The organism is Marivibrio halodurans (assembly GCF_017963645.1).
Classification (GTDB): Bacteria; Pseudomonadota; Alphaproteobacteria; order UBA8366; family Aestuariispiraceae; genus Marivibrio; species Marivibrio halodurans.
This window is the reverse complement of record NZ_JAGMWN010000001.1, coordinates 559,849-583,350: the sequence shown is the minus strand read 5'-3', so window position 1 is coordinate 583,350 and position 23,502 is coordinate 559,849. Positions and strand designations below refer to the sequence as shown.

Sequence of the window (23,502 nt, the reverse complement as noted above, 5' to 3'; positions counted from 1 at the left end):
AAGGGAACGGGGGCACGCATTCAAGGCCGGATTCGCCACACGCGATAGGTGCCCTGTTCCGATGGATCCAGGCGGCGGGGTTGGGCCTCCGTCACCGTCATGCCGAGCAGGGCGACGACATTGCCGTCATCGTCGCCGAGCGGCAGGAGAAGGCGGCCGCCCTGCACGAAGCGCTCGGCCGCGCGATAGATCATGCCGTCCATGTAGATCACGTCGCCATGTTCGACCGGCGACCAGCGGTCCACCACGGTGGCTAGACCCTCGGGCGACAGGATTTCGTCGAGGCCAACCCCCCGCAGTGTGTTGCGCTGGAATGTGTCCGCGATCTGTTGACCCGCCAGGACATAGCGCCAGCGCGATGGTGTCTCCTCCCGCGTCGCGAGATAGAGCCTGTCGAGCGCCCAAGGAATATCGATGGGGTCGATCATGGCGCGCGTCGGCAGCCGTCCCTCTTGGCGCAGGCTCATCCAATAGACCGCGAGGTCGCGAAGTTCCGGCTGGCGCACGACGTCGAGCCCCGCGACCTCCACCGGCCCGTCCTTGTCCTTGTCCTCGTCCTCGTTGACGTTGAGCGGCATGGGATATTTGCCAAGCACGGGCTGGGTCTTTCCTTTCGTCCGACCCCCTTCCTGGGCGTGGTCTCCAGGTGGGGTTTGTCGCGCGGGCTCCCGGATCGGTGGGGCGCCATGAACCGCGTGGCCTCGCCATCGTCAAGCGGGAAGGAAGGCGGTTCTTCGATTACTGACGATAATCCGGCTCCTCCTCGTCCAGGATGGCGCGTAGCGCCGCGAAATGCTTTTCCCCGAAGGCGGGATATTCGGCCCATTGTCGCGCGGTCTTGGAGGCCACCTCGTGGCTTGCCCGGCGCAGCGGCTGGCCGGTCATATAAGCGGTGACGACGGTCTCGCAGGCGCGCTCCAGATAGACCATCTCGTCGAAGGCGCGCGCGACGGTCTCGCCGACCACCATGACGCCGTGATTGCCCATCATCAGGACCGACCGATTGCCCAGCGTGCGCGAAAGCCGCTCCGCCTCGTCGCCGAGGCCCATGCCGTCATAGCCCTCGTCGATCGCGACGCGCTCGTAGAAGCGCATGCTGTTCTGGTCGATCGGCGGGATTGTGCTGTCGGCGAGAGAGGCGAGCACGGTCGCGTATTTCGGATGCAGATGCAGCACGCAGCGCGCCTGCGGCAAATTCCGGTGCAGCGCCCCGTGGATGGCATAGGCGGTCGGATCGACGGCATCGCCCATGCCCTCCGGCTCCTCCCGCGCGTCGAGCAACAGCAGGTCGCTCGCCTTCATCCGGCTGAAATGCACGCCGTAAGGGTTGAGCAGGAAGCGCGAGCCGTCGTCCGAGACCGCGAGGCTGAAATGGTTCGCGATCCCCTCGTGCATGCCGTGGCGCGCGGTCCAGCGAAAGGCGGCGGCCATATCCTCCCGCTCCGCCTGGAAGGCGGTGGATGCGCAGGCCCCGTCGCGTCGATCGCCCTCTCGCCGGTCACCGGCGCGCCGGTCACTTCGGCGCCTGTCGCCACCGCCACCGCGCCGGTCCGATTTGTCGATGCCGTCCATCATGCTTTCGTCTCTTTCCGTCTAGCTACTAAAGAAGGTATCGAACGCCTCCAGCGTCGCCTCGGGGCTTTCCTCGACCAGGAAATGGCCGCCGGGGATCGGGTGGCCCCGCACCTGTTTGGCCTTGGACTGCCACGTGCCCAATACATCGTAGATTCGCGCCATCAATCCGTTCGCCCCCCACAGGACCAGCAGCGGACACTCGATTCGCCGTTCCGCGTCGGCCGCGTCGTGTTCCAGGTCGATCGTCGCCGCGGCGCGGTAATCCTCGCAACTCGCGCGGATCGTCTCCGGGTCGGCGAAGGCGCGCTCATAGTCCGCGAGCGCCGCCGGATCGTATGCCGATAGACCCGTGCCCCAGGCCCCCAGCGTGTGATGCAGGAAGTAGAGCGGATCGCCGCCGATCAAGGTTTCGGGGAAGGGGGCGGGCTGAATCAGGAAGAACCAGTGATAATAGGCGGTGGCCAGGGTCTTGTCGGTCGTCTCGAACACCGTCGCGGTCGGGACGATGTCGAGAACGGCCGCGCGGCTCACCCGCTCCGGATAGTCGCGGCACAGGCGATGCAGCACGCGCCCGCCGCGATCGTGCCCGGCGGCCTGGAAGGTATCATGGCCGAGCGCCGTCATCAGCCGGGCGAGATCGCCCGCCATCGCGCGCTTCGAATAGGAGACGTGACGCGGGTCGGAGGCCGGCTTGTCCGACCGGCCATAGCCGCGCAGGTCCGGCACCACCACATGGAAGCGCTTGGCAAGGTCGTTCGCGATCGGCGCCCACATCGCGCCCGTCTGCGGATAGCCATGCAGCAGCAGAAGCGGCGGCCCCTCGCCGCCATGGCGGACGTGCAGGGTCACCGTGCCGGTGTCGATTCGCGTGTCCTCGAACCCGTCGAACATCCGTTTTCCTTCATGCCGGGCCCCGAAATCCGTCGGCGCATCGTAGGCCGCGCCGCGGGGCGGCGGCAATGCCCCGGAATGGCCGAAATCTCCGCCCAGCATGCCAAATCGACGGCCATGGGTTGTCAAATGTGGCAATGCACAAATCTTTATGGTCAACCGGAACGCAACGCACGATGCCCAGGGTGGGAGATCGCTTGACTGAAATCATCGCGGAACTTGAGGATGCGCGCCTGGCCTATCCCGGCGCGGGCGGCGAGGTATCGGTCCTCGCCGGAATCGATATGCGCGTGACCGCCGGGGAGATCCTGGCCGTCACGGGGCCGTCCGGCTCCGGCAAATCGTCTCTGATCGCCCTGATGGGGGGCTTGGAGCGGCCGACCGGCGGCCGCATCGACGTCATGGGCGTGGATATGGCGCATGCCGACGAGACCACGCGCACGCGCTTGCGCCGCCGCGATATCGGCGTCGTATTCCAGGCCTATCATCTGGTGCCCGCCATGACGGCGTTGCAGAATGTGGCGCTTCCCCTGGTGCTGGCGGGGATACCCGACGCCCGGGAGCGCGCGGCGGCCATGCTTGACCGGGTCGGCCTGGGGCATCGGCTGGATCATCGGCCGACGGCGCTCTCCGGCGGCGAACAGCAGCGCGCGGCCATCGCCCGTGCCTTCATCGCGGCGCCGCGCCTGATCCTGGCCGACGAGCCGACCGGCAATCTCGACCAGAAGACCGGCGCGGCCATCGTGGAGGTCATGTTCGATCTGGCGCGGAGCACCGGGGCGGCCCTGTTGCTGGTGACGCACGACCCGGCGCTGGCGGCGCGATGCGACCGACGGCTGGAAATCGATTCCGGCCGGATCGCGGCGTGAGCGGCCGACGATGAAGGCATTCCGCGACCGCGACCTCCACCTGCCGACCCTATGGACCCTGCTGCGTGCCGAGGCGGCCAGCGGCATCATGGGGCTGCGCCTCTTCATCGCCTGCACCGCGATCGCGGCCCTGTTGCTGGGGGCGGTCTGGATGCTGGGCAATGCGCTCGCCACGGCGTTGGAACGTAATGGCTATGCGATCCTCGGCGGCGATCTCGCGATTACCGTGGTGAACCAGCCCCTCAAGGACGATCTGGTGGGCCGGCTGGCGGCGTTACCGGCGGTGGCGGATGTCTCCCGCGTGGTCGAATTGCGCAGCACCGCGCGCGGCGGCGAAACCCGGACGCCGATCGAACTGAAGGCGGTGGACGGCGCCTATCCGCTCTATGGCCGGATCGGGATTTCCGGCGACCGGCCGCTGGAGGAGGCCCTGGCCCGGCGGGGCGGCCTGCCGGGCGCGGTGGTGGAGGAAACGCTTCTCGCCCGTCTGCCCATATCGCCGGGCGATCCCATCCGGGTGGGGGAGCGGGAGTTCGAGGTTCGCGCGATCCTGGAGGCGGAGCCGGATCGGCTGTCCGCCGGTGGATTCCTGGTCGGTCCCAGGGTTCTGATATCGCTTGAGGAACTGCCCGGGACCGAGTTGCTGGGGCCCGGCGCGCTTGCCGATTTCCGCTACCGTCTGACGAAGGCGGAGGATGTGGATCGCACGGATTTCCGCGCGGCGGTCGCGGACCTGACGCCCGAACGGGGGTGGGAGATGGAAACCCCCGGCGATGCCGGCGACCGCGTGCGGCGGACGGTGGCGCGGACGACCACCTTCCTGGGCGTGGCGGGGATCGTCGCGCTCGCCATCGGGCTCGCCGGTGCCTGGGCCGCGGCCACCGTCTGGGTCGGCAGGCGGGCGCGGACCATCGCGCTCTATCGTCTGTCCGGCGCGACGCCCGCGCTGGTGATCGCGCTGCATGGCACGATCCTGGGGCTGGCCGCGTTGGGTGGGTTGGCGCTCGGCTTCGGGGCGTCGGCGCTGGTGGCCGTGCCGTTGATGGATCTGGTGGGGGCCCAACTGCATCTGAACTGGACGGCGGGCGCGCTGTTCTGGCCCGGGCTGCAGGCGGCGGCGACGCTGAGTATCGGCATAGCGGGCGCGGGCGTGGCCGCGCTCTCCGCCGCCGCGCGCACCCCGCCGGGACAGGCGATGCGCAGCGGGGAAGCGGGGATGAGCCCGCGCCCCCGTCACGCCGCGATCGGCATCGGCGCGGCGCTTCTGGCCCTGGCGCTCGCGGTGGCGAGCCTGCCGATCCCCATGCTGGCGGCGTTGGCGGCGGTGGGGCTCGTGCTTGCCTGCGCGCTGTTGGCGGCCGGTGGTTGGGCGGCGGCACGGCTGATCGCGCGGCGTAGGCCAAAGGGCTTCGTCGGGTTGTTGATCGTCCAGGGGCTGTCGCAACCCGGTGCCTCGGCGGTGAAGGCGCTGGCCATCGGGATCGGCATCGCGGGGGTCACGGCGGTGCTGGGGGCGCAAGGCTCCCTCGAACGATCGCTGCGCGGGGAAATCCCGGCGAAGGTGCCGGACCTCGTCATGATCGACGTCCAGCCCGATCAAGTCGAGGCGTTGCGGGACCGGATCGCGGAGGACCCGGCGCTCGGCGGGCTTCAGGCCGATCCCTTCATGCGCACCAGTATCCTGCGCGTGAACGGCGTGCCGGCGGAGGAAGCGCTGGTCCGCGCCGACAAGAGCTGGGTGATCGAGGGCGATCGCAGTTTCTCCTGGTCGGCGGGACCGACCGGGTCGGAATTGCTCGCCGGGGAATGGTGGACGCCGGACCGGGGTGCCCCGCCCGTGATCGCGCCGGAGGAGGATCTGGCGCAGGCCTTCGATCTCAAGCCCGGCGACGAAGTGACCTATAGCGTCCTCGGCCGGACCTTCACCTCCGAGGTGGTCGCGATCCGCAAGGAATATCACCGTACCTTCCGTCCGGATTATCTGCTGCTCGCCTCCGCGGACCCGTTCCGCGATGCGCCGCATTCCTGGATATTCACCCTGCAGGGATCGGACGGCGCGGCGATCGATCGCGTGATCGCCGATACGGGCCGCATCGCGCCCAATGTCACCGCCATCGACGTGCGCCGGATCGTCGCGCAGGTCCGTCAGGTGATCGACGGCGCGGTGCTGGGCTCGCTCGGCATCGCGGGTATTCTGCTGGTGGCGGGGGCGCTGGGCCTCGCGGCGATCGTGGCGGCCGATGTCGATGCGCGCCGCCGGGAGGCACTGGCCTTCGCGCTGGTCGGCGCCTCGCGGCGGGAAATCGCGCTCGCCCGGTTGGGGGAGGCGCTGACGCTCGGCTCTATCGCGGCCGCGATCGGCGGCGCGGCGGGGCTGATCGGCGGATGGTGGCTGACGACGGAGGGGTTGCATGTCGCATGGGCGCCGGGCTGGCTGCCCTTCGTCATGCCGGTTGTCCTGGGCGCATTGGCGGCCGTCAGTGCCGGTGCCGCCGGTGGGATGAGCGCGCTGCCGCGTGGGCGGGGCCAGATGGCCCGGCACTTGGCGGGATAGAGGCGCGCGCGGGCCAAGCCTCGGCGTTGACCCGCCGGCGATTTGGGCTACTTATGCGCGCCTAATTCACCGTAACCTATGGGTCGGTTTCGCATGACGACGGTTAGACGGGGACGGGAGTTCCTGATGGTGCCCGGCCCCACGCCGGTTCCCCAGCGCATCCTCAACGCCATGAACCGTCAGCCGGTTGATTTCTCCGGCCCGGATTTCATCGCCCTCAGCGACCGGTTGTTCGAGGAGGTGCGCGCGTTGTTCGAGACCGAGGCGCAGGTCTTCCTCTATACCGCCAATGGTCACGGCGCGTGGGAGGCGGCGCTGGCCAACACGCTTTCCCCCGGCGACGCGGTGCTGATCCCCGAGGTCGGGCAGTTCTCGGAGGGGTGGCGCGGCCTTGCCCAATCGCTCGGCGTCGAATGCCGGACGGTGCCGAACGACTGGCGCCATCCGATCGATCCCGACCGGGTCGAGGACGCGCTGCGTCAGGACACGAAGGGGGAGATCAAGGCGGTTCTGGCCGTGCACACGGATACCGCCGCCTCGATCACCAGCGATATCGCGGGGCTGCGCGCGGCGATGGATGCGGCGGGGCACCCGGCCTTGTTGATGGTGGATACCATCGCCTCCCTCGGCACGACGGCGTTCCGGATGGACGAATGGGGCGTGGACGTGACCATCGCGGCCTCCCAGAAGGGGCTGATGATGCCGCCGGGCCTCTCCATGGTCGCCGCCAACGAGAAGGCGCAGGCCATCGGACGAACGGTCGCGACGCCGCGCCGCTACTGGGATTGGGTGGATCGCAATCGCGGGGAGCACTATCAGCGGTTTTGCGGCACGGCGCCGGAATTGCTGATCTTCGGTCTGGACGAAGCGCTCAAGATGATCGCGGAGGAGACGCTGGAGGGGGCGATTGCCCGTCACGCGCGCCTGGCCGGCGCGGTTCGGGCCGCCGTGTCGGTCTGGGCGGAGGGGGGCGCGGTGGCCTTCAATGCGCTTGCGCCCGAAAGCCGCGCCAACAGCGTTACCACCGTGCTGCTGCCCGATGATTTCGATCCGGAATGTATCCGCACGCCCGCGCGCGATATCTATTCGGTCGCCATCGCGCGGGGGCTGGGCCAGCTCGGCGCGCGGTCCTTCCGTATCGGGCATATGGGCGATGTGAACGAGCCGATGGTGCTGGGCGGCCTCGCCGTGATAGACCTCGTCCTGCGCCGGGCGGGGCTGCCGGTGGGGCAGGGGGCGCTCGACGCCGCGATCGCGTATCTGTCCGCGGTGGACGGGGTGGCGGAATAGGAGGGGGCGTCCCGTCCGCAGCCGCCCCCATCCCTCAGCGTTTCGTCAGGGACTCCACCACATTCTCCACGATCCGCATGCCGGCGGCCTTGCCGAGCGACATGATGCTTTCCGGGTGGAACTGCACGGCGGCGATCGGACGCTCCGCATGCTCGATCGCCATGACGACGTCGTCGTCCGTGACCGCCGTGACCCTGAAGCTATCCGGCAGCGTCCGTGGCAGCACGTGGAGGGAGTGGTAGCGGCCGACCGTCAATTCATTCGACAGCCGCGCGAAGACGCGACCCGCCTGCGTCACCTTGATGCGGCTGGGCTTGCCGTGCATCGGCACGTCCAGTCGATCGAGGCTGGCCCCCGCCTGTTCCGCCAGCGCCTGCAGGCCCAGGCAGACGCCGAATATCGGCAGGTCGCGCTGCATCGCCCCCTCGATCGTGCGCGCGCAATCGAAGTCGCGCGGCGACCCCGGCCCGGGGGAGAGGACGACGAGATCGGGCTTCACCCGGTCGTAGACATCGTCGGCCAGCGGCGTGCGCACCGTCACCACGCGCGCGCCGGTCTGCCGGAAATAGTTGGCGAGCGTATGGACGAAGCTGTCCTCGTGATCGACCAGCAGGATGGTCTTGCCGGTGCCGACCTTGCGCACCTCCTGGTCGAGATCCGCGCCCTCGGAATTGGCCGGACGCTTGATCGCGGCGCGCAGGGCGGAGGCCTTGAGCTCGGTCTCCTTCTCCTCCTCCTCGGGAATCGAATCATAGAGCAGCGTCGCCCCGGCGCGCACGCGGGCATAGCCGTCCTTGATATGGATCGTGCGGAGCGTCAGGCCGGTGTTCATGTCGCCGTTGAAATGCGCCATGCCGACCGCGCCGCCATACCAGGCGCGCGGGCTCTTCTCATGATTTTCGATGAAACGCATGGCCCACAGCTTGGGCGCCCCCGTCACCGTCACCGCCCAGGCATGGGTCAGGAAGGCGTCGAAGCCGTCCATCTCCGGGCGCAGGCGCCCCTCGATATGGTCGACCGTGTGGATCAGGCGCGAATACATCTCGATCTGGCGCCGTCCGATCAGACGCACGGAACCCGGCTCGCACACCCGGCTCTTGTCGTTGCGGTCGACGTCGGAGCACATGGTTAGCTCCGCCTCGTCCTTCTTGGAGTTGAGGAGCTTCAGGATCTGCTGCGAATCCTCGATTGCGTCCTCGCCGCGCCGGATGGTGCCGCTGATCGGGCAGGTTTCCACCCGGCGGCCGGTGACGCGCACGAACATCTCCGGGCTGGCGCCGACCAGATACTCGCCCTGGCCCAGATTCATCAGGAAGCCATAGGGCGAGGGGTTAATCTGGCGCAGATGACGGAAAATGCCGGCGGGCGGCATTTCGCACCGCTCGTGGAAGACTTGGCCCGGCACAACCTCGAACAGATCGCCGGCGCGGAAGCTTTCCTTCGCGTGCTCGACCAGCTTGGCGTATTCGCCGGGCACGTGATCGCCGGGGTTGGGCACGGTTTCCGCCGCCTCGAACGGCGCTTCCGCGATGGTGCCGTCGAGATCGCCGGTGCTCTCCCCGCCGATCTCGAAACTGTAGCGATAGCGCTTGGCGCTGACCGTGTAATGGTCGACCACGACGAGTTGGTCGGGTAGGAACAGCACCATGTCGCGCTGGTCCGCCGGGCGCTCCAGATTGAAGGCGATGGGGTCGAACTGGAAGCACAGATCGTAGCCGAAAGCGCCGTAGAGGCCGAGATTGTCGTCCCCGTCCGTGCGGAACAACTCGACCACCCGGCGCAGGATGGAGAAGACCGTCGGGGCCTTGGAGCGCTCCTCCTCGTCATAATGGCGCGAGGGTTCCGCGACGCTCACCGTGAAGGTCTCGCCCTCCCATGCGCTGGTGGCGATATCGCCGTGGCCGTCCAGCGCCCCGGCGATGATGCGGGCCAGCAGCGCCCCGCGCGCATTCTGCGGTTCGAACCGCATGGTCCGTCCGCGCGATGCGATGATCAACGGCGGGTCCACCACCGCCGCGTCCCAGCGCGTATAGCGCCCCGGATACTCGTAGTTCGAGGAGAACAGGGCACCCGGCCGGCCGTCGAACCGCTCGATCACATCGTCGATCGCGGTTTCGTAGGGGGCGGGTTCCTCGCTGCGGCGGATGGTTATGCCGCCGGCGGTTTCGAAGCTGATATCGCTCATCGCGGGTCGATCGGCCAAATCTCTGGGGTTGCGCTCGGTAAGCTCGCCTCGTCAGTATTCGCTCCGCTCACGCGGTGCAAGCGGTAAGGGGCTCGTCCTTTCCGGGGAGAGCCGCTAGCATCGGCCCGTTCGTGCATCATCCATCCTTTATTCGGAACGAGGATCGCTTCATGACCGTCCGCAAGGATTTCGCCACCGTCGCGCTCTGGGCCACCAACATGGCACAGCCGCTGAACGGCATCGACGCCTGGCTCGCCAAGGTGGAGGCGAAACTGGCCGAGGCGAAGGCGGGCGGCGCCGATATCCTGGTCCTGCCCGAATATGCGAGCGAGCAATGGCTGGGCTATGCCCCCGGCGGGCTTAAGCCGATGGAGGAAATCGGCTTCATGGCCGACGAGGCGCGCAAGGCGCTGGCCGAATTGCCAAAGCTGGTGGAGAAGGCGGGGATCGCCCTGCTGGCCGGCACGGTGCCCGTGCCCGACCCCGCCGCCGATCCGGACTCCGACGGGCCGAAGCACCTCAACCGTGCCCATCTGATCCTGCCGGACGGCCGGGTCGTGGCGCAGGACAAGCTGTGTCTGACGCCGGGAGAGAAGGACCCACGGGGCTGGCACTTGGCTACCGGCGGCAAGGTGGAGATGGTGGAGTGGAACGGGCTGCGCATCGCGACCTTGATCTGCCTCGACATCGAGTTGCCGGCGCTCTCCGCCAAGATCGCGCGCAGCGAGCCGGACCTGGACCTGATCCTCGTCCCCTCGATGACGGAGAAGGAGTCCGGCTATTCCCGCGTCTTCGGCTGCGCCAAGGCCCGGGCGGTGGAATTGCAGACGGCGGTTTGCGCGGTCGGTTCCATCGGCTCCGCGCTGCCCAATAACGCGCGCCCGAATTTCTCCGGCGCGGCCGTCTTCCTGCCGTGCGAGGCGGAACTCGGCTATGACGGGCGCTTCGCGGAGGAGGCGGGGCGCCCGGAGGCAGAGGGCGATGGCCCCCTGCTGATCGCCCGGGACGTGCCGGTCGGCATGATCCGGCACCTGCGCAGCGCCGGGCGGGCTGAGGTCTGGCCCGGTTCCTGGGACGCGGATGCGATCTCCATCGCGCAGGGGTGACCGGGCGTCATGGCGAAACGTTTGGCGGGTGAGACGCTGACGCCGCTTCAGGCGCGCCGCGTCGCGTTGGCGCATCTGGGGCTGCACCGCCGCCGGCCGGACGGGCCGGTGAGCGCCGCGCAGGTGCGCAAGACCGCGCGCGCCCTGGGCGTGTTGCAGGTGGACAGCGTCAATGTGCTGGAGCGCGCGCATTTCCTGCCGCTTTTCTCCCGCCTGGGCGCTTACGACCATGCGCTGCTGGAGAAGGAAGCCTATGGCGGGCGACGGCGCAGCCTGTTCGAATATTGGGGCCATGAATGCTCCCTGCTGCCGGTGGAGCTTCAGCCCTGTTTCCGCTGGCGCATGGAGGACGCGGCGCGGGGCATTGGAATCTATGGCCGCCTTGCCCGTTTCGCGCGGGAGAATCCGAAAGCCATCCAACGCGTACGCGACGAGATCGCCGACCGCGGTCCCGTCGCGGCCTCCGAACTGACCGGCACGACGAACGGCCCGACCGACCCTTGGTGGGGGTGGAGCGAGGCGAAGGAGGCGGCGGAGTTCCTGTTCTGGGGCGGCGAGATCACGACGGCGACGCGCCGGACGGCCGGTTTCACCCGCATCTATGATCTGACGGAACGTGTGCTGCCCCGCGCCGTCGTCGAAACCCCGACCCCCAGCCGGGAGGAGGCGCAGCGCACCCTGCTGCGCCGCGCGGCCGGCGCATTGGGCATCGCGACGGAGCCGGATCTGCGCGATTTCTATCGCCTGCCCTCGGCGGAGAGCCGGGCGCGCGTCGCCGAACTGGTGGAGGAGGGGGCGCTGATCCCCGCCCGGGTGAAGGGCTGGAAGGACCCGGCCTATCTGGTGCCGGACGCGGGCAAGCGGCGGCTTGAGGGCTGCACGTTGCTCGTCCCCTTCGACCCGGTCTGCTGGTTCCGGCCACGGGCGGAGCGGCTGTTCGATTTCCACTATCGGCTGGAGATCTACACGCCCGCGCACAAGCGGGCCTTCGGCTATTACGTCCTGCCCATCGCGCTCGACGACCGGCTGGCCGGGCGTCTCGACCTCAAGGCCGACCGGGAGGGACGGCGCCTGCTGGTGCAAGGCGCCTTCGCGGAGGCGGGCGAGCCGACGGGTCCGCTTGCCGAACGGCTGGCGCCCGCGCTGCGGGAGATGGCCGGGTGGCTCGGCCTCGACGACGTATCGGTCGCGCCGAACGGTGATCTCGCCCGGCCCCTGACCGCAGCCTTATAGCTCGGCCGCCTAGGGTCCTGAACGCCCCTAGATGAACTCCGCCTCCGTCGCCGGTTCCCGGGCGACGGCCAGCGCCGCGCGGACCGACACCCAGCGCTCATAGAAGGCCCAGCCGATGATCGTGCCATGGATGCCGGGGATATGGCGCAGCACCGAGACATCGTCCAGCGACTGCACGCAGCCGGAGGAGATCAGCGGTATGGCTATCTCCTGGCCGAGCGCGCTGGTCTCCGCGAAGGTCGCTTCCTTCGGTCCTTCCTGGGCGTCGATATCGGTGAAGACGATCGCCGCCACGCCGCTGTCGGCCAGATCCTTCGCGATCTCGCTCGCGGTGAAGCCGGTCTGCTCGCGCCAGCCATCGACCATGACATAGCCGTCGCGCGCGTCGAGCGAGACGACGACCTTCCCCGGATAGCGCGCGCAGGCATTGCGCACGAAGGTCCGGTCCTTGATCGCCGCGGTGCCGAGCACGATGCGCGCCGCGCCGTGTTCCATCCACCAATCGGCCGTGGCCATGGTGCGGATGCCGCCGCCGACCTGGACGGGGATGGAGACGGTCTCGATGATCTCGACGATGGTTTCCGCATTGTGGCGGCCGCCCTGCAGGACGCCGTCCAGATCGACGACGTGGAGATATTCCGCGCCCGACGCCTCGAAACGCTTGGCCGCCGCCAGCGGTTCGATGTCATAGACCTTGGGATCGTCGAAACTGCCGCGCCGCAGGATGACGCATTTGCCGTCCTTCACCTCGATATCGGGATAGATGATCATGGGGCCGCTCCCTTTCGCCTGGGCTTGATCGGTCGTTCGCCGCCGATGCCTGATACCGAGAATAGCATGGGCGCCGCCTTTTCCTCGCATGGACACGACGCCTTGGCGCGTTTCGGCGACAAAAGGCACCCATGGCGCGAGCGTCCGGGCGGCCGAGGCGCCGATTTCCGCTTGCCGCCGCCTTCGATCACCGTGATACCGTGCGGGGTGGATTGATCGTCCGCCAGTCCGCACGACCGAGGAACGCCGCGCATGACCATCACAAGTGCCCCGACCACCCGGGGCCCCGCCGCGTTGATCCTGCTCGCCCGTCTCGACAGCCGCCGCCTGCCGGGCAAGGGGCTGATGGACCTTGCCGGACGGCCGGTGCTGGGTCGCGCGATCGATCGGCTGCGACGTTGCCGGGTGGTGCCGGCGATGCTGCTGGCGACCTCCGACCGGGCGGTGGATGACGATCTGGAAGCCTTCGCGCGGGCGGAGGGGATCGGGTGCTTCCGGGGCGACGCGTCGGATGTGGCGGGGCGCTGCCTCGCCGCGATGGAGGCGCATGGGCTCGACTGGTTCGTGCGCATCTGCGGAGATAGTCCCTTCGTCGATCCGGAGGTGACGGACGCGGTGGCGGAAGCCTATCTCGCCGACCCGACGCTCGACATCGCGACCAACGTTTTCCCGCGCGGCTATCCCATCGGGGCGAGCGCGGAGGCCGTGAGCCGCCCGGCGCTGGCCCGTATCTGCGCGGCGACGCAGGCGCTTGAATGGCGCGAGCATGTGACCGCCTGGGCCTATGAGCATGCGGCGGACTTCAAGATCCGTAATATCAGCCCCAACCATTCGCGCTATCGCGGTCTTTCCATCGCCGTCGATACGCCGGAGGATTTGGCCCGCGCCCGCGCCGCCATCGCCCGGCTTCCCGATCCCACCGACGCCACGCTGGCGGAGGTGGTGACGGCCTATGCGTGAGGGGGTATCCCCGAAGAGTTTACCGTTTCGTCCCTTTTTGGGGGTGTTTTATAGAAAAACATGTAAAAAGTGCGCCCCCCGATTGACGCCTTTCGGATTAGTGCCGGACTATGGACGAAAGGTTTAAACGGAGGGGACGACCATGAGCCGTACGAATATCCATGTGGAGAACCAAGGCCGGAAGGCGTTCTATATCGCCTGCTTCGAGGGCACGATCGAGGATCAGGATTTCCCGGACGGCCATGTCGAATATGCGCCGCCCTTTCCCGGGCAACGGCTGGGGCCGGGAGAGAGCGGGATCGTCGCCTCCATCGGCGACCCGGGCGCCTCCTCGGTGACGAATACCGGCAGTTTCGGCATCTATCGCACCGCGACGCGCAACGAAATCGTCATCGCCAAGAAGGTGGAAAAGGTCAATATATCCAAGACGAAGAAGTTCTCGCATGGCGGCGGACACGATGCGGAAGCCGATCTGCCCGGGCTTTCCGACGATGCCTATGCGATCCGGCACGACGGGGCTGACAAGACGACGGACGCGAAAAGCGTCACCATCGTGATCTACGATCTGCCGGAATAGGGGGCCGGGAGGGCGCGGCGTGTGTCGTCGCGCGGCGCCTTCCCCTCAATTGATCACGCGCGCTTCGGTGTCTTGGGCGGCCTTCGGAGGTTTTCCGTTGGTCGGGCCGGATTGGTGATGGACCATGCGCCAGCGACCGCCCTCGCGCACGAAAATGTTGGTGGCGACCAGATATTGCGCGCCCACGGCCTCCCAGCACAGCACGAAGGCGCAGCCGTCCTGGTCGAAGACCCGGGGGTCGAGGCAGCGCACGGCCGGCGGGTTCTGAAGGATGGCGCGCCAACTCGCCATGACATGGGCGCGCTCCATCAGGGGCTCCCATCCCGGATGCAGGCAGGCGACCGGCGCCTCCTCCGCCCATAGGGCCTCCATCGCGCGTTCGTCGCCATCGGCGAAGGCCTGATAGAAGGCATCGTTGGCGAACAGGATTTCCTCGCGGCTCATCGCCGACCCTCCCATCCGTTCATCCGTCGTTTCTTCCGCTCTTTCCGGGCCCATGTGTGCCGGGTACAGTCACCGCACGGCCTTCCGGGCGGCGTCGGGATCGACTGTCGCGCGCGCCGGGGGCGAAAGGCAAGGATCGTCACGATGCCGGAGGGACCGGACAGCGCGGACAACAGGCCAGACGAACGGGCCGGCGAACGGGTGGGCGAACGGGTGGGGACGCTCAGAATCTGCTTCGTTTCCTCCGAGGCGGAAAAGGCGCAACAGGCGCTGGGCGCGCTGAAGTCGCAATATCACGGCGTGGAGACGCCGGAGGAGGCGGATGTCGTCGTCGCGCTGGGCGGGGACGGCTTCATGCTGCATACGCTGCGCGCGCTGATCGGCACGGGCAAGCCGATCTACGGCATGAATCGCGGCACGGTCGGTTTCCTGATGAACGAGTACCGCACCGGTGGGCTTGAGGAGCGGCTGGCCAGCGCCCAGGCGCTCAAGCTCTACCCCTTGCGCATGCGCGCGACCCGCGTCGACGGCACGATCGAGGAGGCGATCGCGATCAACGAAGTCTCCGTCTTCCGGGAAACCCGTCAGGCCGCCAAGATCGACATCCGGGTCGACGGGGTGGCGCGGCTCAACGGGTTGGTGTGCGACGGCGCGCTGGTGGCGACGCCGGCCGGCAGCACGGCCTATAATCTCTCCGCGCACGGGCCGATCGTGCCGCTGGGCGCGGGCGTGCTGGCGTTGACCCCGATCAGCGCCTTCCGCCCCCGGCGCTGGCGCGGCGCCCTCCTGCCGCAGAGCGCGCATGTGGATTTCGAGATTCGCAACACCCAGAAGCGCCCGGTCAGCGCGGTGGCGGATTCGACCGAGGTGCGCGACGTCCGCCATGTCTCGATCCACGAGGATCGCGGCATCGCGGCCACGATCATGTTCGATCCGGAGCATAATCTGGAGGAACGCATCCTGAAGGAACAGTTCGCGGCGTGATGAATGCCACCACGGCGCATGCCGGATGACAGGGCCCCCGGCCTTCGCTTAAATCGCGGGGCGGGGGTGGGGCATTGTCAGGGACTGGGCGGCTTAGGGCGGTGTGGCTAGGGCAGGGCGCCTTGGGCAGGGCGGCCGGCGCTGAATTCGGGGGAGACGCCGCGATGGATCGCAGCATGTTCCGCTTCATCTGGCAGAACAGTCGGACGCAGCAACTCATCACGTTGGCGCTGACGCTGCTATCCTTTCCTTTCCTCTATTATTCCTTCGACCTGCCGAAGACGATCATCAACGGCGCGATCGATACCGACCGCGAGACGATCGACTTCCTGGGCGTCACGCTGACGCAGGTCCAGTACCTTTTCGTGTTGTGCGGTATCTTTCTCGGGCTCGTCATCGTCAACGGGCTCTTCAAGATGCGCATCAACACCTATAAGGGGGTGATGGCGGAGCGGTTGCTGCGCCGGCTCCGCTTCGTGCTGGTCGCGCGCACGCTGCGCTTTCCGTTACCGCAGTTCCAGAAGACATCGTCCGGCGAGATCGTCACCATGGTGACGGCCGAGGTCGAGCCGTTGGGCGGTTTCTTCGGCGACGCCTTCGCGCTGATCGCGTTCCAGGGCGGCACCTTCCTGACGATCATGGCCTTCATGTTCGCGCAGGACCCCTATCTCGGCCTTGCCGCCTTCGCGCTGATTCCGGTGCAGGGCTATGTCATTCCGAAATTGCAGCGCAAGGTGAACCTGCTCGGCAAGGAGCGGGTGAAGCATGTGCGCTCCCTCTCCAACCGGGTGGGGGAGATCGCGCTGGGGGTTCAGGACGTGCGCGCGCACGACCATGTGGGCCACGTGCTGGCGGATATCTCGCGGCGTCTCGGCCGGATCTTCGACGTGCGCTTCGAGATCTATCAGCGCAAGTTCTTCATGAAGTTCCTGAACAACTTCATCAACCAACTGACCCCTTTCTTCTTCTATGCGATCGGTGGCTATCTGGTGATCCAGGGGGAGTTGAGTTTCGGCGCGCTGGTGGCCGCGCTCGCGGCCTACAAGGATCTGGCGGCGCCTTGGAAGGAATTGCTGGATTATTATCAGCGCCTCGCCGACGCGCGCATCAAGTACGACCAGTTGATCGGCCAGTTCGCGCCGCCGGGCATGCTGGAAGAGGACTTGCAGCAAGGCCGGCCGACGGAGGAGCCGGCGCTGGACGGCGACATCCAGGCGTCCAGCCTGACCTGGGCGGATGAGGACGGCACGCGGGTGATCGACGGCGCCAGCTTCACGCTGAAGGCCGGCGGCACGACGGCCGTGATCGCCACCAGCGGCATGGCCCGGGAAATAGTCGGCCGGCTGCTGGCGCGGTTGCTGACTCCCTCCACCGGCCGGATCAGGGTGGGGGACCGGGATATCGCCACGCTGCATGAGGGGGTGACGGGCGCGCGCATCGGTTATGCCACGGGCGAGCCCGCCTTCTTCAACGGCACCATCGCGGCCAATATGTTCATCGGCCTGCAGCGCCGTCCGCCCGATCCGGAGGAGGAGCGCGAGGACGACACCCGCCGCCGCGAGATCGAGGAGGCCGAAGCCTCCGGCAACAGCCCGTTCGATCCGACGCGGGATTGGACCGACTATGCCATGGCCGGCGTGCGTGACCGGGAGGCGTTGACCGAGCGGGCGGTCGATTTGCTGCGCGTGGTGGAGATGGAGGAGGACATGTACTCCATCGGCCTGCGCCAGACGATCGATCCGGAGGCACGGGCGGACCTTGCCGAACGGGTCATGACCGCGCGCCGGCACGTCGGCGAGGTGCTGGCGGAGCGCGGCTTCGACGATCTGGTCCAGACCTACGACATGGGACGCTACAACACCTATTCCTCCGTCGCCGGGAACATCCTGTTCGGGCGTCCCACGGTGCCGGAATGGGCCTTCGACCGGCTGCACGAGAACCCGGTGGTGCGCGACCTGCTGGAGCGTCACGGTCTGATCGCGAAATTCTACGAGATCGGCCTAAAATGCGCGGAATTGATGGTCGAGCTGTTCAAGGACCTGCCGCCCGGCCATCCCTTCTTCGAGCAATACAGCTTCATCGACGAGGATCTGCTGCCCGACCTCAAGGTCATGGTGCGCAAGGCGAAGGGTGGATACGAAGGGGGCGGTCTATCCGACGAGGAACGGCGACAGATCACGGGCCTGCCCTTCAAGCTGGTGGTGCAGCGCCATCGCCTCGGCCTGATCGACGAGGCGATGCAGGCGACCCTGGTCGACTTGCGCCGGACCCTGCATGCGGAGAACCCGGAGGTCTTCAAGCCCGGCGGCAAGGTCGAGCCCTTCGATCCCGCACGCTATAATCGCGGGCTCACTATCCTCGACAATATTCTGTTCGGCCGCATCGTTCATGGCCGGTCGGACGCCACCGACCGGGTCGAGGCGGTGGTGGCGGAGCTGTGCGACGATCTCGATCTGCGCCGCGCCATCGTGCGCGTGGCCTTCGACTTCCAGGTCGGAATCAGCGGGGGACGTCTGTCGGGCGCACAGCGCCAGAAGCTCAATCTCGTGCGCAATCTGGTGAAGCGTCCGGCGATCCTGATCCTGAGCGATCCGATGAGCGCGCTGGACGCGGAGGCGCGCGCGCGCATCATGCCGGCCGTGCGCGAGGCCGCGGGCGGCGCGACCGTGATCGCCGTCGGCGGAGCCCCGCCGGAAGGGATCGAGGTGGAGCAGGTGCTGCGCATCCGTAACGGCCGCGTGACGGAGGAACGCGTCGGGGGTGAGGGCGGGGCATCGCCGGTGGCGGCCCCCGAGACCGCCGAGACGCCCTCCCCGGAGGACGGGAGTGGGGAGGACGGGAGTGGGGAGGACGCGGCCCTGGCGGTGGAGGCGCGCGCGCTCCAGCATTTGCCGTTGTTCGCCAATCTGGATCCGACGCGCCTCAAGTTCCTGGCCTTCACCAGCGAGCGTAAGCATTACGAACCCGGCGAGATCCTGATGCGCGAGGGCGATGACGGCGACGCCGCCTATGTCATCCTCGAGGGCGAGGCGGAAGTCCTGGTCGGGGAGGGGGCGACGGAGAAGGTGCTCTTCACCCTTGATCAAAACCGGCTGGTCGGAGAATTGGCCCTGCTGAACGACGCCAAACGCTCGGCCACCGTGCGGGCGCTGCGGCCGACCACGGCGTTGCGCCTCAATCGCGAGGTCTTCACCGAACTGGCGCGCCAGGACCCTTATTTCTCCTTCGAGATGACCCGCGATCTGGGGCGCCGCCTGATCCTGACGACGGATCAGTTGAACACCACGCGGGACGAACTGGCTACGCTGAAAGGGTCGTGAGGACGGCGCGCCTCAATAACCCGCGGCCGAGGTGAGGCGCAACGCCACATGCCGCCCGGCGGCACGTTGGCGATAGACGGTGATCCCCTCCATCACGCGCTGGACGTAATTGCGGGTCTCCGGATAGGGGATGCTCTCGATCCAGTCGATCTGATCCTCCAGCGTCATGCCACGCGGGTCGCCGAATTCCTCCGCCCAGCGGCGCGCGCGGTTGGGACCGGCGTTATAGGCCGCGAGCGCCAGCGGCAGATAACCGTCGAACCGCTCCAGCAATGATTTCAGATAGGCCGTGCCGAGATGTAGGTTGAATTGCGGCTCGGCGGTAAGCTTATCGCGTTCGTAACGCAGGTTCTCCCGCCGCGCGACGACGCGCGCCGTCGCCGGCATCAGCTGCATCAGGCCGCGCGCGCCGGCATGACTTTCGGCGTCGATGTCGAAGCCGCTTTCCTGCCGGATCAGGCCGTGGACGATGGTCGTATCGGCGATCTGACTGCCATCCATGTCGAGCGCGGGATAGCCCGTGCCGGAGAGGATGACCCCGTCCTTGATCGCTTCCCGCGATACCCGCACGGCGAGGTCGTTCCGTCCGATATCCCTGGCAAGCCCGGCCAGCAGCGTGAAATTGATCGGGTCGTTCAGGTTCTCCGACATGTGGTCGATGAAGACCCGTACCGTGTCCTCCGCGCCGACCTGTTGCAGCATCCGGATCAACTTGACCATCTGGCCGGACTCGAAGGCTTGAACCTGGGTCGCCGTTGGGTTGGGCTCGACCGGAAGACCGGGACGCTCCCCCGCGGGCAGTTTCAGGGCCGCGATCTGGCCGTAGAAACTGGAACTGTGCTTGGCGGCCTCCGCGTACCATTGATGGGCGACCTCCGGCTTGCCGCCGTTCTCGGCCGCGCGGCCCGCCCAATAGGCGGCGCGGCTCAAGCTGACGGGATAGGAGACGCGCTCGAACATGCGCCGGAAATGGGGGAAGGCCATCTCCGGGTCGCGCAGGAACCGCAGGGCCACCCAGCCGGCGAACCACTCAGCCTCCGCGAAGTCGGCGCCGTCGTTGGTGCCGTGATCGGCGGCAAGCCGGTAGGCACGGCTGATTTCCCCGTCGGAGAAGGCACGGCGCGCCAGGATCGCGCGTTCCTGCCACCAGAGGTCGGGGCGCACCGTCTGCATCTCCGGCCAGCGCAGCAGATTGCCGGCCTCCTCGTCGCGGCCCTTCTTCCGCCGCCATCGCAGCCGTTCATAGACCAGCCCCGGATGATCGGCGAGGTCCGGCACCACGCGCGCGATCGCGGCATCGACGCCGCCGCGCATGGTGCGCAGGAGGATGCGCGCCTCCGCCAGGTCGCGATAGGCGCGGGGCACGCGGCGTGCCTGCCGGGTCGCGCTTTCGACATGCCCTTCCCAGAGCAACCACTCCAGCCGGTCGATCTCGTCCTGATCGCTCAGCAAATCGCGATAGCGCTGGCGGAATTCATGCTCGTCGGAATAGCCCATCAAGGTGGTGCGCCAGATCGCCCGCGCCTCCCGACGCAGGCGCGGGCGGTCGCCCGTGCGTTCGAGCGCGCGCAGATAATGGATCGTGCCGACGCTGGTCAGTGGCGGATAAGCCGCGAACCAGTCGAGGATACGGGCGTCCGGCACGGCGTGGCCTAGTGCTTCCTCCGCCCGCCGGCGCAGCCGGTCGAGGCGCGGCCACGCCGGGTGGGTTTCGACGAAACGGGTGATCTCACCGAAACTGGACGGGCAATCGAGGCTTTGATGGCAGAGCCAGATCACGGCCTGGCGCGGCAAATCCTCCTCGGCGCGCCCGGCATGGCGCAGCGCCGCCTCCCACCGCCCGCGGTCGAGGGCACGGAAGGCCAGCTCGTATTCCGCCGCGTCATCCTCGGTCAGCGCGGCCGGCAGCGCGTCGGCCCGTGCGATCCGATCGGAGGCAATAAAGGTGAGCACGAGCAGGAGCGCGGCGGTCGCGATCGACGTCGGGAGCAATCGTCGTGGCGTCAATTCTTCTCGCCCAGGCGTTCGCGGTTACATGGTCGCGGTTTGCACGGTGGACGATACCGGCCGCGGCGCGAAGGCGCCATCATGGCCAGGACCGCCCGATACTTTCCTTGCCCCTCGGAATCCTCCGATCGAATCCTTGATCGACCGGATCGTGTGACAGTGTAGGAACCAATCGCGCCGATATGCAAGGGACAGCGTCAAACGCCCGGGAAAGCGGCTTGTTCGGGGCGGACCGGGCGATTAAAGTCCGCGCCCTGTCGCGCTGGGCGAGTCGCGGCGGCCCGGCGCGTGGCGCCGGCGCGCAACGAACCACTTAATTCCAGAAGACTACCCGCCCTTGCGATATAATTTAGGCGATGGAGACTTCGCGATGACACCGATGTTCACGGGCTCGATGACCGCCCTGATCACGCCGATGGACGAGGAAGGCAATGTCGACGAGGCCGCCTTCCAGAAATTCGTCGAATGGCAGATCGAGGAGGGGACGGAGGCCGTGATCCCGACCGGGACCACGGGCGAATCCCCGACCCTCAGCCACGCGGAACATTGCCGCGTGGTGGAGCTGTGCATCGAGGTCGCGAAAGGCAAGGCGCCGGTCATCGCCGGCACGGGGTCCAACTCCACCCGCGAAGCGATCTGGCTGACCGAACATGCCAAGACCGCCGGCGCGGACGCCGCGCTGATCGTCACGCCCTATTATAACAAGCCGACGCAGGAAGGGCTCTATCAGCACTACAAGGCGATCGCGGAGGCGGTCGATATTCCGATCATCATCTACAACATCCCCGGGCGCAGCGTGATCGACATGTCGGTCGAGACGATGGCGCGTCTGGCACGGGATTTCGACACGATCGTCGGCGTGAAGGACGCGACCAACGATCTGACCCGTCCGCTGAAGACGCGGGTCGCGATCGGGCCGGGGTTCTCCCAGCTCTCGGGCGAGGATGCGACGATCGGCGCCTTCCTTGGCCAGGGCGGGCATGGCTGCATCTCGGTCACGTCCAATGTCGCGCCCAATCTCTGCTCGCGTCTTCACAATGCGTGGCGGCAGAACGATATGGAAACCTATGTCGAAATTCGCGACAAGCTGCTGCCGTTGCACACGGCGCTGTTCTGCGAAAGCTCGCCGGGGCCGGTGAAATACGCGGCCGAACTGCTCGGCAAGGCGACGCGCCGCACGCGCCTGCCGCTTACCGAGATCGCGGATGCCAGCAAGCGCCAGGTCGAGGACGCGTTGCGTCAGGTCGCGCTGATCTGACGCCCACGCGCCCGGCCGGGGCCCGCGCGGGCGACCGGAGGACGATATGGCTCAGAAGAAACGGAGCACGCTGACCTCGACCGGCACGATTTCGGTCAATCGGCGGGCCAAGTTCGACTACGAGATCGAGGAGGAGGTCGAGGCCGGCCTCCAACTCCTCGGCACGGAGGTGAAGAGCCTTCGCCGGGGGACGGTGAATCTGTCCGATGCCTATGCCGGGCCGAAGGACGGGGAGATGTATCTCTTCAACGTCCATATCGGGGATTACCCGAACGCCCCGGCGAAGTTCCAGCACGAGCCGAAACGCGCGCGCAAGCTGTTGCTGCACAAGCGGGAGCGGGACAAGTTCCTGGGGGCGGCGAAGCAGGGTGGCTATACGCTCGTACCGCTGCGGCTCTATTTCAACAATCGGGGGATCTGCAAGCTCGCCCTCGGTCTCGGCAAGGGCAAGCGTCAGGTCGACAAGCGCGAGACGATCAAGCAGCGCGATTGGCAGCGCAAGAAGGCGCAGGTCATGAAGGAATACGGTTAGAGCGTGTCGCGTTGATTTGGAATCACCTGAGACGCCGCATTCGGTTTCTTGGACTAGGAGCGGCTCGCGCGGCGATGCGGGGCATCGGAAGCGGGGCGCGACGACGATCAGGGAGCCGAAGGCGGCGCTTCCGGTCGGTTTTCCGGGCTCCCGGACCGCGTCGAGCGCGCTTGACGATGCCCCGCATCGCCGGCGCTCCCTCTCCCCATGGGACCGTGGGCCGGAAACCCGATCTCAGGCGGATCCAAATCAACGCGACACGCTCTAAAGCGCCTGCTTGAGCCTTTCGAAGACCGCGTCGAACATCGCCACCGTCAAACGGCCCGTATTCGTATTGTAGCGCGAGCAGTGATAGCTATCGACCAGCGTCACCCGCGCGCCGGTCGGCAGCATGACCGCATGCCCGGCGCCATGGGCGAAGGGATGATCCTTCAGCTTGTGGCCAAGCGTGCGCAATGCCGTCTCGTGCGCGATCCGGCCGAGGCAGAGGATCGCGGTAAGTTCCGTCATCGCCGACAACTCCCGCACCAGGAAGGGCCGGCAGGTGGCGATTTCCTTCGGCGTCGGCTTGTTCTGCGGCGGCACGCAGCGGACCGCATTGGCGATCCGGCAATCGACCAGGGTCAAACCGTCCCCGGCATGCTTGGCGTAGGTCCCGCGCGCGAAGCCGTGGCGAAGCAGCGTGTCGTAAAGCAGATCGCCCGCATAGTCCCCGGTGAAGGGACGCCCGGTCGCGTTCGCGCCCTTCAGCCCAGGGGCCAGCCCCAGGACCAGAAGACGCGCGTCGATCGGTCCGAAACTCGCGACCGGGGCGTTGTGGAAATCGGGATGGGCGGCCTGGTTCCCCGCCCGGAATTCGACCAGGCGGGGACACAGGGGGCAATCGCTTGGCGGGTTCTCGAAACCGGCTGAGGAGGTGGACATCCTATCGAACAGCAAGTTATCG

General features: G+C 67.4%; 19 protein-coding genes. 11 read left to right on the top strand and 8 right to left on the bottom strand.

Annotated features, from left to right (window positions below; all coding sequences use genetic code 11):
* Nucleotides 1–20: 20 nt before the first annotated feature.
* From KAJ83_RS02665 to KAJ83_RS02655, 3 genes are all read right to left on the bottom strand, one after another.
* Nucleotides 21–596 carry a PAS domain-containing protein gene (locus KAJ83_RS02665; RefSeq protein ID WP_210680458.1) on the bottom strand — a complete coding sequence of 192 codons (576 nt, stop codon included), beginning with the start codon at nt 594–596 and terminating at the stop codon, nt 21–23.
* 142 nt (nt 597–738) lie between these two features.
* On the bottom strand, nt 739–1,575 hold the full coding sequence (locus KAJ83_RS02660; RefSeq protein ID WP_246484162.1) for a class II aldolase and adducin N-terminal domain-containing protein: 837 nt from the start codon (nt 1,573–1,575) through the stop codon (nt 739–741).
* Between the two features lie 18 nt (nt 1,576–1,593).
* Nucleotides 1,594–2,466 (bottom strand): alpha/beta fold hydrolase, encoded by an 873-nt coding sequence (locus KAJ83_RS02655; protein WP_210680457.1) that lies wholly within the window; start codon nt 2,464–2,466, stop codon nt 1,594–1,596.
* Between the two features lie 197 nt (nt 2,467–2,663).
* Here KAJ83_RS02655 and KAJ83_RS02650 point away from each other — a divergent pair, with 197 nt between their 5' ends.
* The 3 genes from KAJ83_RS02650 (at nt 2,664) to KAJ83_RS02640 (ending at nt 7,179) form a co-directional block, all read left to right on the top strand.
* Nucleotides 2,664–3,335: an ABC transporter ATP-binding protein gene (locus KAJ83_RS02650; RefSeq protein WP_246484161.1), complete on the top strand. Its 672-nt coding sequence runs from the start codon at nt 2,664–2,666 to the stop codon at nt 3,333–3,335.
* A gap of 10 nt (nt 3,336–3,345) precedes the next feature.
* Nucleotides 3,346–5,889 carry an ABC transporter permease gene (locus KAJ83_RS02645; RefSeq protein WP_210680455.1) on the top strand — a complete coding sequence of 848 codons (2,544 nt, stop codon included), beginning with the start codon at nt 3,346–3,348 and terminating at the stop codon, nt 5,887–5,889.
* A 93-nt stretch (nt 5,890–5,982) separates the two neighbouring features.
* Nucleotides 5,983–7,179, top strand: coding sequence for a pyridoxal-phosphate-dependent aminotransferase family protein (locus tag KAJ83_RS02640; RefSeq protein WP_210680454.1), 1,197 nt, complete (start codon nt 5,983–5,985; stop codon nt 7,177–7,179).
* Between the two features lie 34 nt (nt 7,180–7,213).
* Here the strand turns inward: KAJ83_RS02640 and KAJ83_RS02635 are convergent, their stop codons facing one another.
* Nucleotides 7,214–9,364 (bottom strand): anthranilate synthase component I, encoded by a 2,151-nt coding sequence (locus KAJ83_RS02635; protein WP_210680453.1) that lies wholly within the window; start codon nt 9,362–9,364, stop codon nt 7,214–7,216.
* A 170-nt stretch (nt 9,365–9,534) separates the two neighbouring features.
* Here KAJ83_RS02635 and KAJ83_RS02630 point away from each other — a divergent pair, with 170 nt between their 5' ends.
* Both KAJ83_RS02630 and KAJ83_RS02625 read left to right on the top strand, forming a co-directional pair.
* Nucleotides 9,535–10,470 (top strand): nitrilase-related carbon-nitrogen hydrolase, encoded by a 936-nt coding sequence (locus KAJ83_RS02630; protein ID WP_210680452.1) that lies wholly within the window; start codon nt 9,535–9,537, stop codon nt 10,468–10,470.
* 9 nt (nt 10,471–10,479) lie between these two features.
* Nucleotides 10,480–11,703, top strand: a complete 1,224-nt coding sequence (locus KAJ83_RS02625) for a winged helix-turn-helix domain-containing protein (protein ID WP_210680451.1) — start codon at nt 10,480–10,482, stop codon at nt 11,701–11,703.
* Nucleotides 11,704–11,730: 27 nt separating this feature from the next.
* Here the strand turns inward: KAJ83_RS02625 and KAJ83_RS02620 are convergent, their stop codons facing one another.
* The gene (locus tag KAJ83_RS02620; protein WP_210680450.1) at nt 11,731–12,474 is read right to left on the bottom strand and encodes a 1-(5-phosphoribosyl)-5-[(5-phosphoribosylamino)methylideneamino]imidazole-4-carboxamide isomerase; all 744 of its coding nucleotides are present in this window, start codon (nt 12,472–12,474) and stop codon (nt 11,731–11,733) included.
* A 252-nt stretch (nt 12,475–12,726) separates the two neighbouring features.
* Between KAJ83_RS02620 and KAJ83_RS02615 the strand changes: the two genes are divergently transcribed.
* Nucleotides 12,727–13,434, top strand: coding sequence for a cytidylyltransferase domain-containing protein (locus KAJ83_RS02615; protein WP_210680449.1), 708 nt, complete (start codon nt 12,727–12,729; stop codon nt 13,432–13,434).
* A gap of 142 nt (nt 13,435–13,576) precedes the next feature.
* Nucleotides 13,577–14,011, top strand: coding sequence for a hypothetical protein (locus KAJ83_RS02610; protein WP_210680448.1), 435 nt, complete (start codon nt 13,577–13,579; stop codon nt 14,009–14,011).
* Between the two features lie 45 nt (nt 14,012–14,056).
* Here KAJ83_RS02610 and KAJ83_RS02605 read toward each other — a convergent pair whose 3' ends face one another.
* Entirely contained in the window at nt 14,057–14,455 is a 399-nt protein-coding gene (locus tag KAJ83_RS02605; protein WP_246484160.1) for a nuclear transport factor 2 family protein, read from the bottom strand.
* Nucleotides 14,456–14,599: 144 nt separating this feature from the next.
* Between KAJ83_RS02605 and KAJ83_RS02600 the strand changes: the two genes are divergently transcribed.
* Complete coding sequence (locus KAJ83_RS02600; protein ID WP_210680446.1) at nt 14,600–15,439, top strand: NAD kinase; 840 nt, start codon at nt 14,600–14,602, stop codon at nt 15,437–15,439.
* Between the two features lie 164 nt (nt 15,440–15,603).
* On the top strand, nt 15,604–18,759 hold the full coding sequence (locus tag KAJ83_RS02595) for an ABC transporter transmembrane domain-containing protein (protein ID WP_210680445.1): 3,156 nt from the start codon (nt 15,604–15,606) through the stop codon (nt 18,757–18,759).
* Between the two features lie 12 nt (nt 18,760–18,771).
* Here KAJ83_RS02595 and KAJ83_RS02590 read toward each other — a convergent pair whose 3' ends face one another.
* Nucleotides 18,772–20,751: a lytic transglycosylase domain-containing protein gene (locus KAJ83_RS02590; RefSeq protein ID WP_210680444.1), complete on the bottom strand. Its 1,980-nt coding sequence runs from the start codon at nt 20,749–20,751 to the stop codon at nt 18,772–18,774.
* Nucleotides 20,752–21,145: 394 nt separating this feature from the next.
* Between KAJ83_RS02590 and dapA the strand changes: the two genes are divergently transcribed.
* On the top strand, nt 21,146–22,024 hold the full coding sequence (gene dapA, locus KAJ83_RS02585) for a 4-hydroxy-tetrahydrodipicolinate synthase (RefSeq protein ID WP_210680810.1): 879 nt from the start codon (nt 21,146–21,148) through the stop codon (nt 22,022–22,024).
* 46 nt (nt 22,025–22,070) lie between these two features.
* Complete coding sequence (gene smpB / locus KAJ83_RS02580; protein WP_210680443.1) at nt 22,071–22,556, top strand: SsrA-binding protein SmpB; 486 nt, start codon at nt 22,071–22,073, stop codon at nt 22,554–22,556.
* 264 nt (nt 22,557–22,820) lie between these two features.
* On the opposite strand, the gene KAJ83_RS02575 is transcribed toward smpB, so the two are convergent.
* Complete coding sequence (locus KAJ83_RS02575) at nt 22,821–23,480, bottom strand: uracil-DNA glycosylase (protein WP_210680442.1); 660 nt, start codon at nt 23,478–23,480, stop codon at nt 22,821–22,823.
* Nucleotides 23,481–23,502 lie beyond the last annotated feature (22 nt).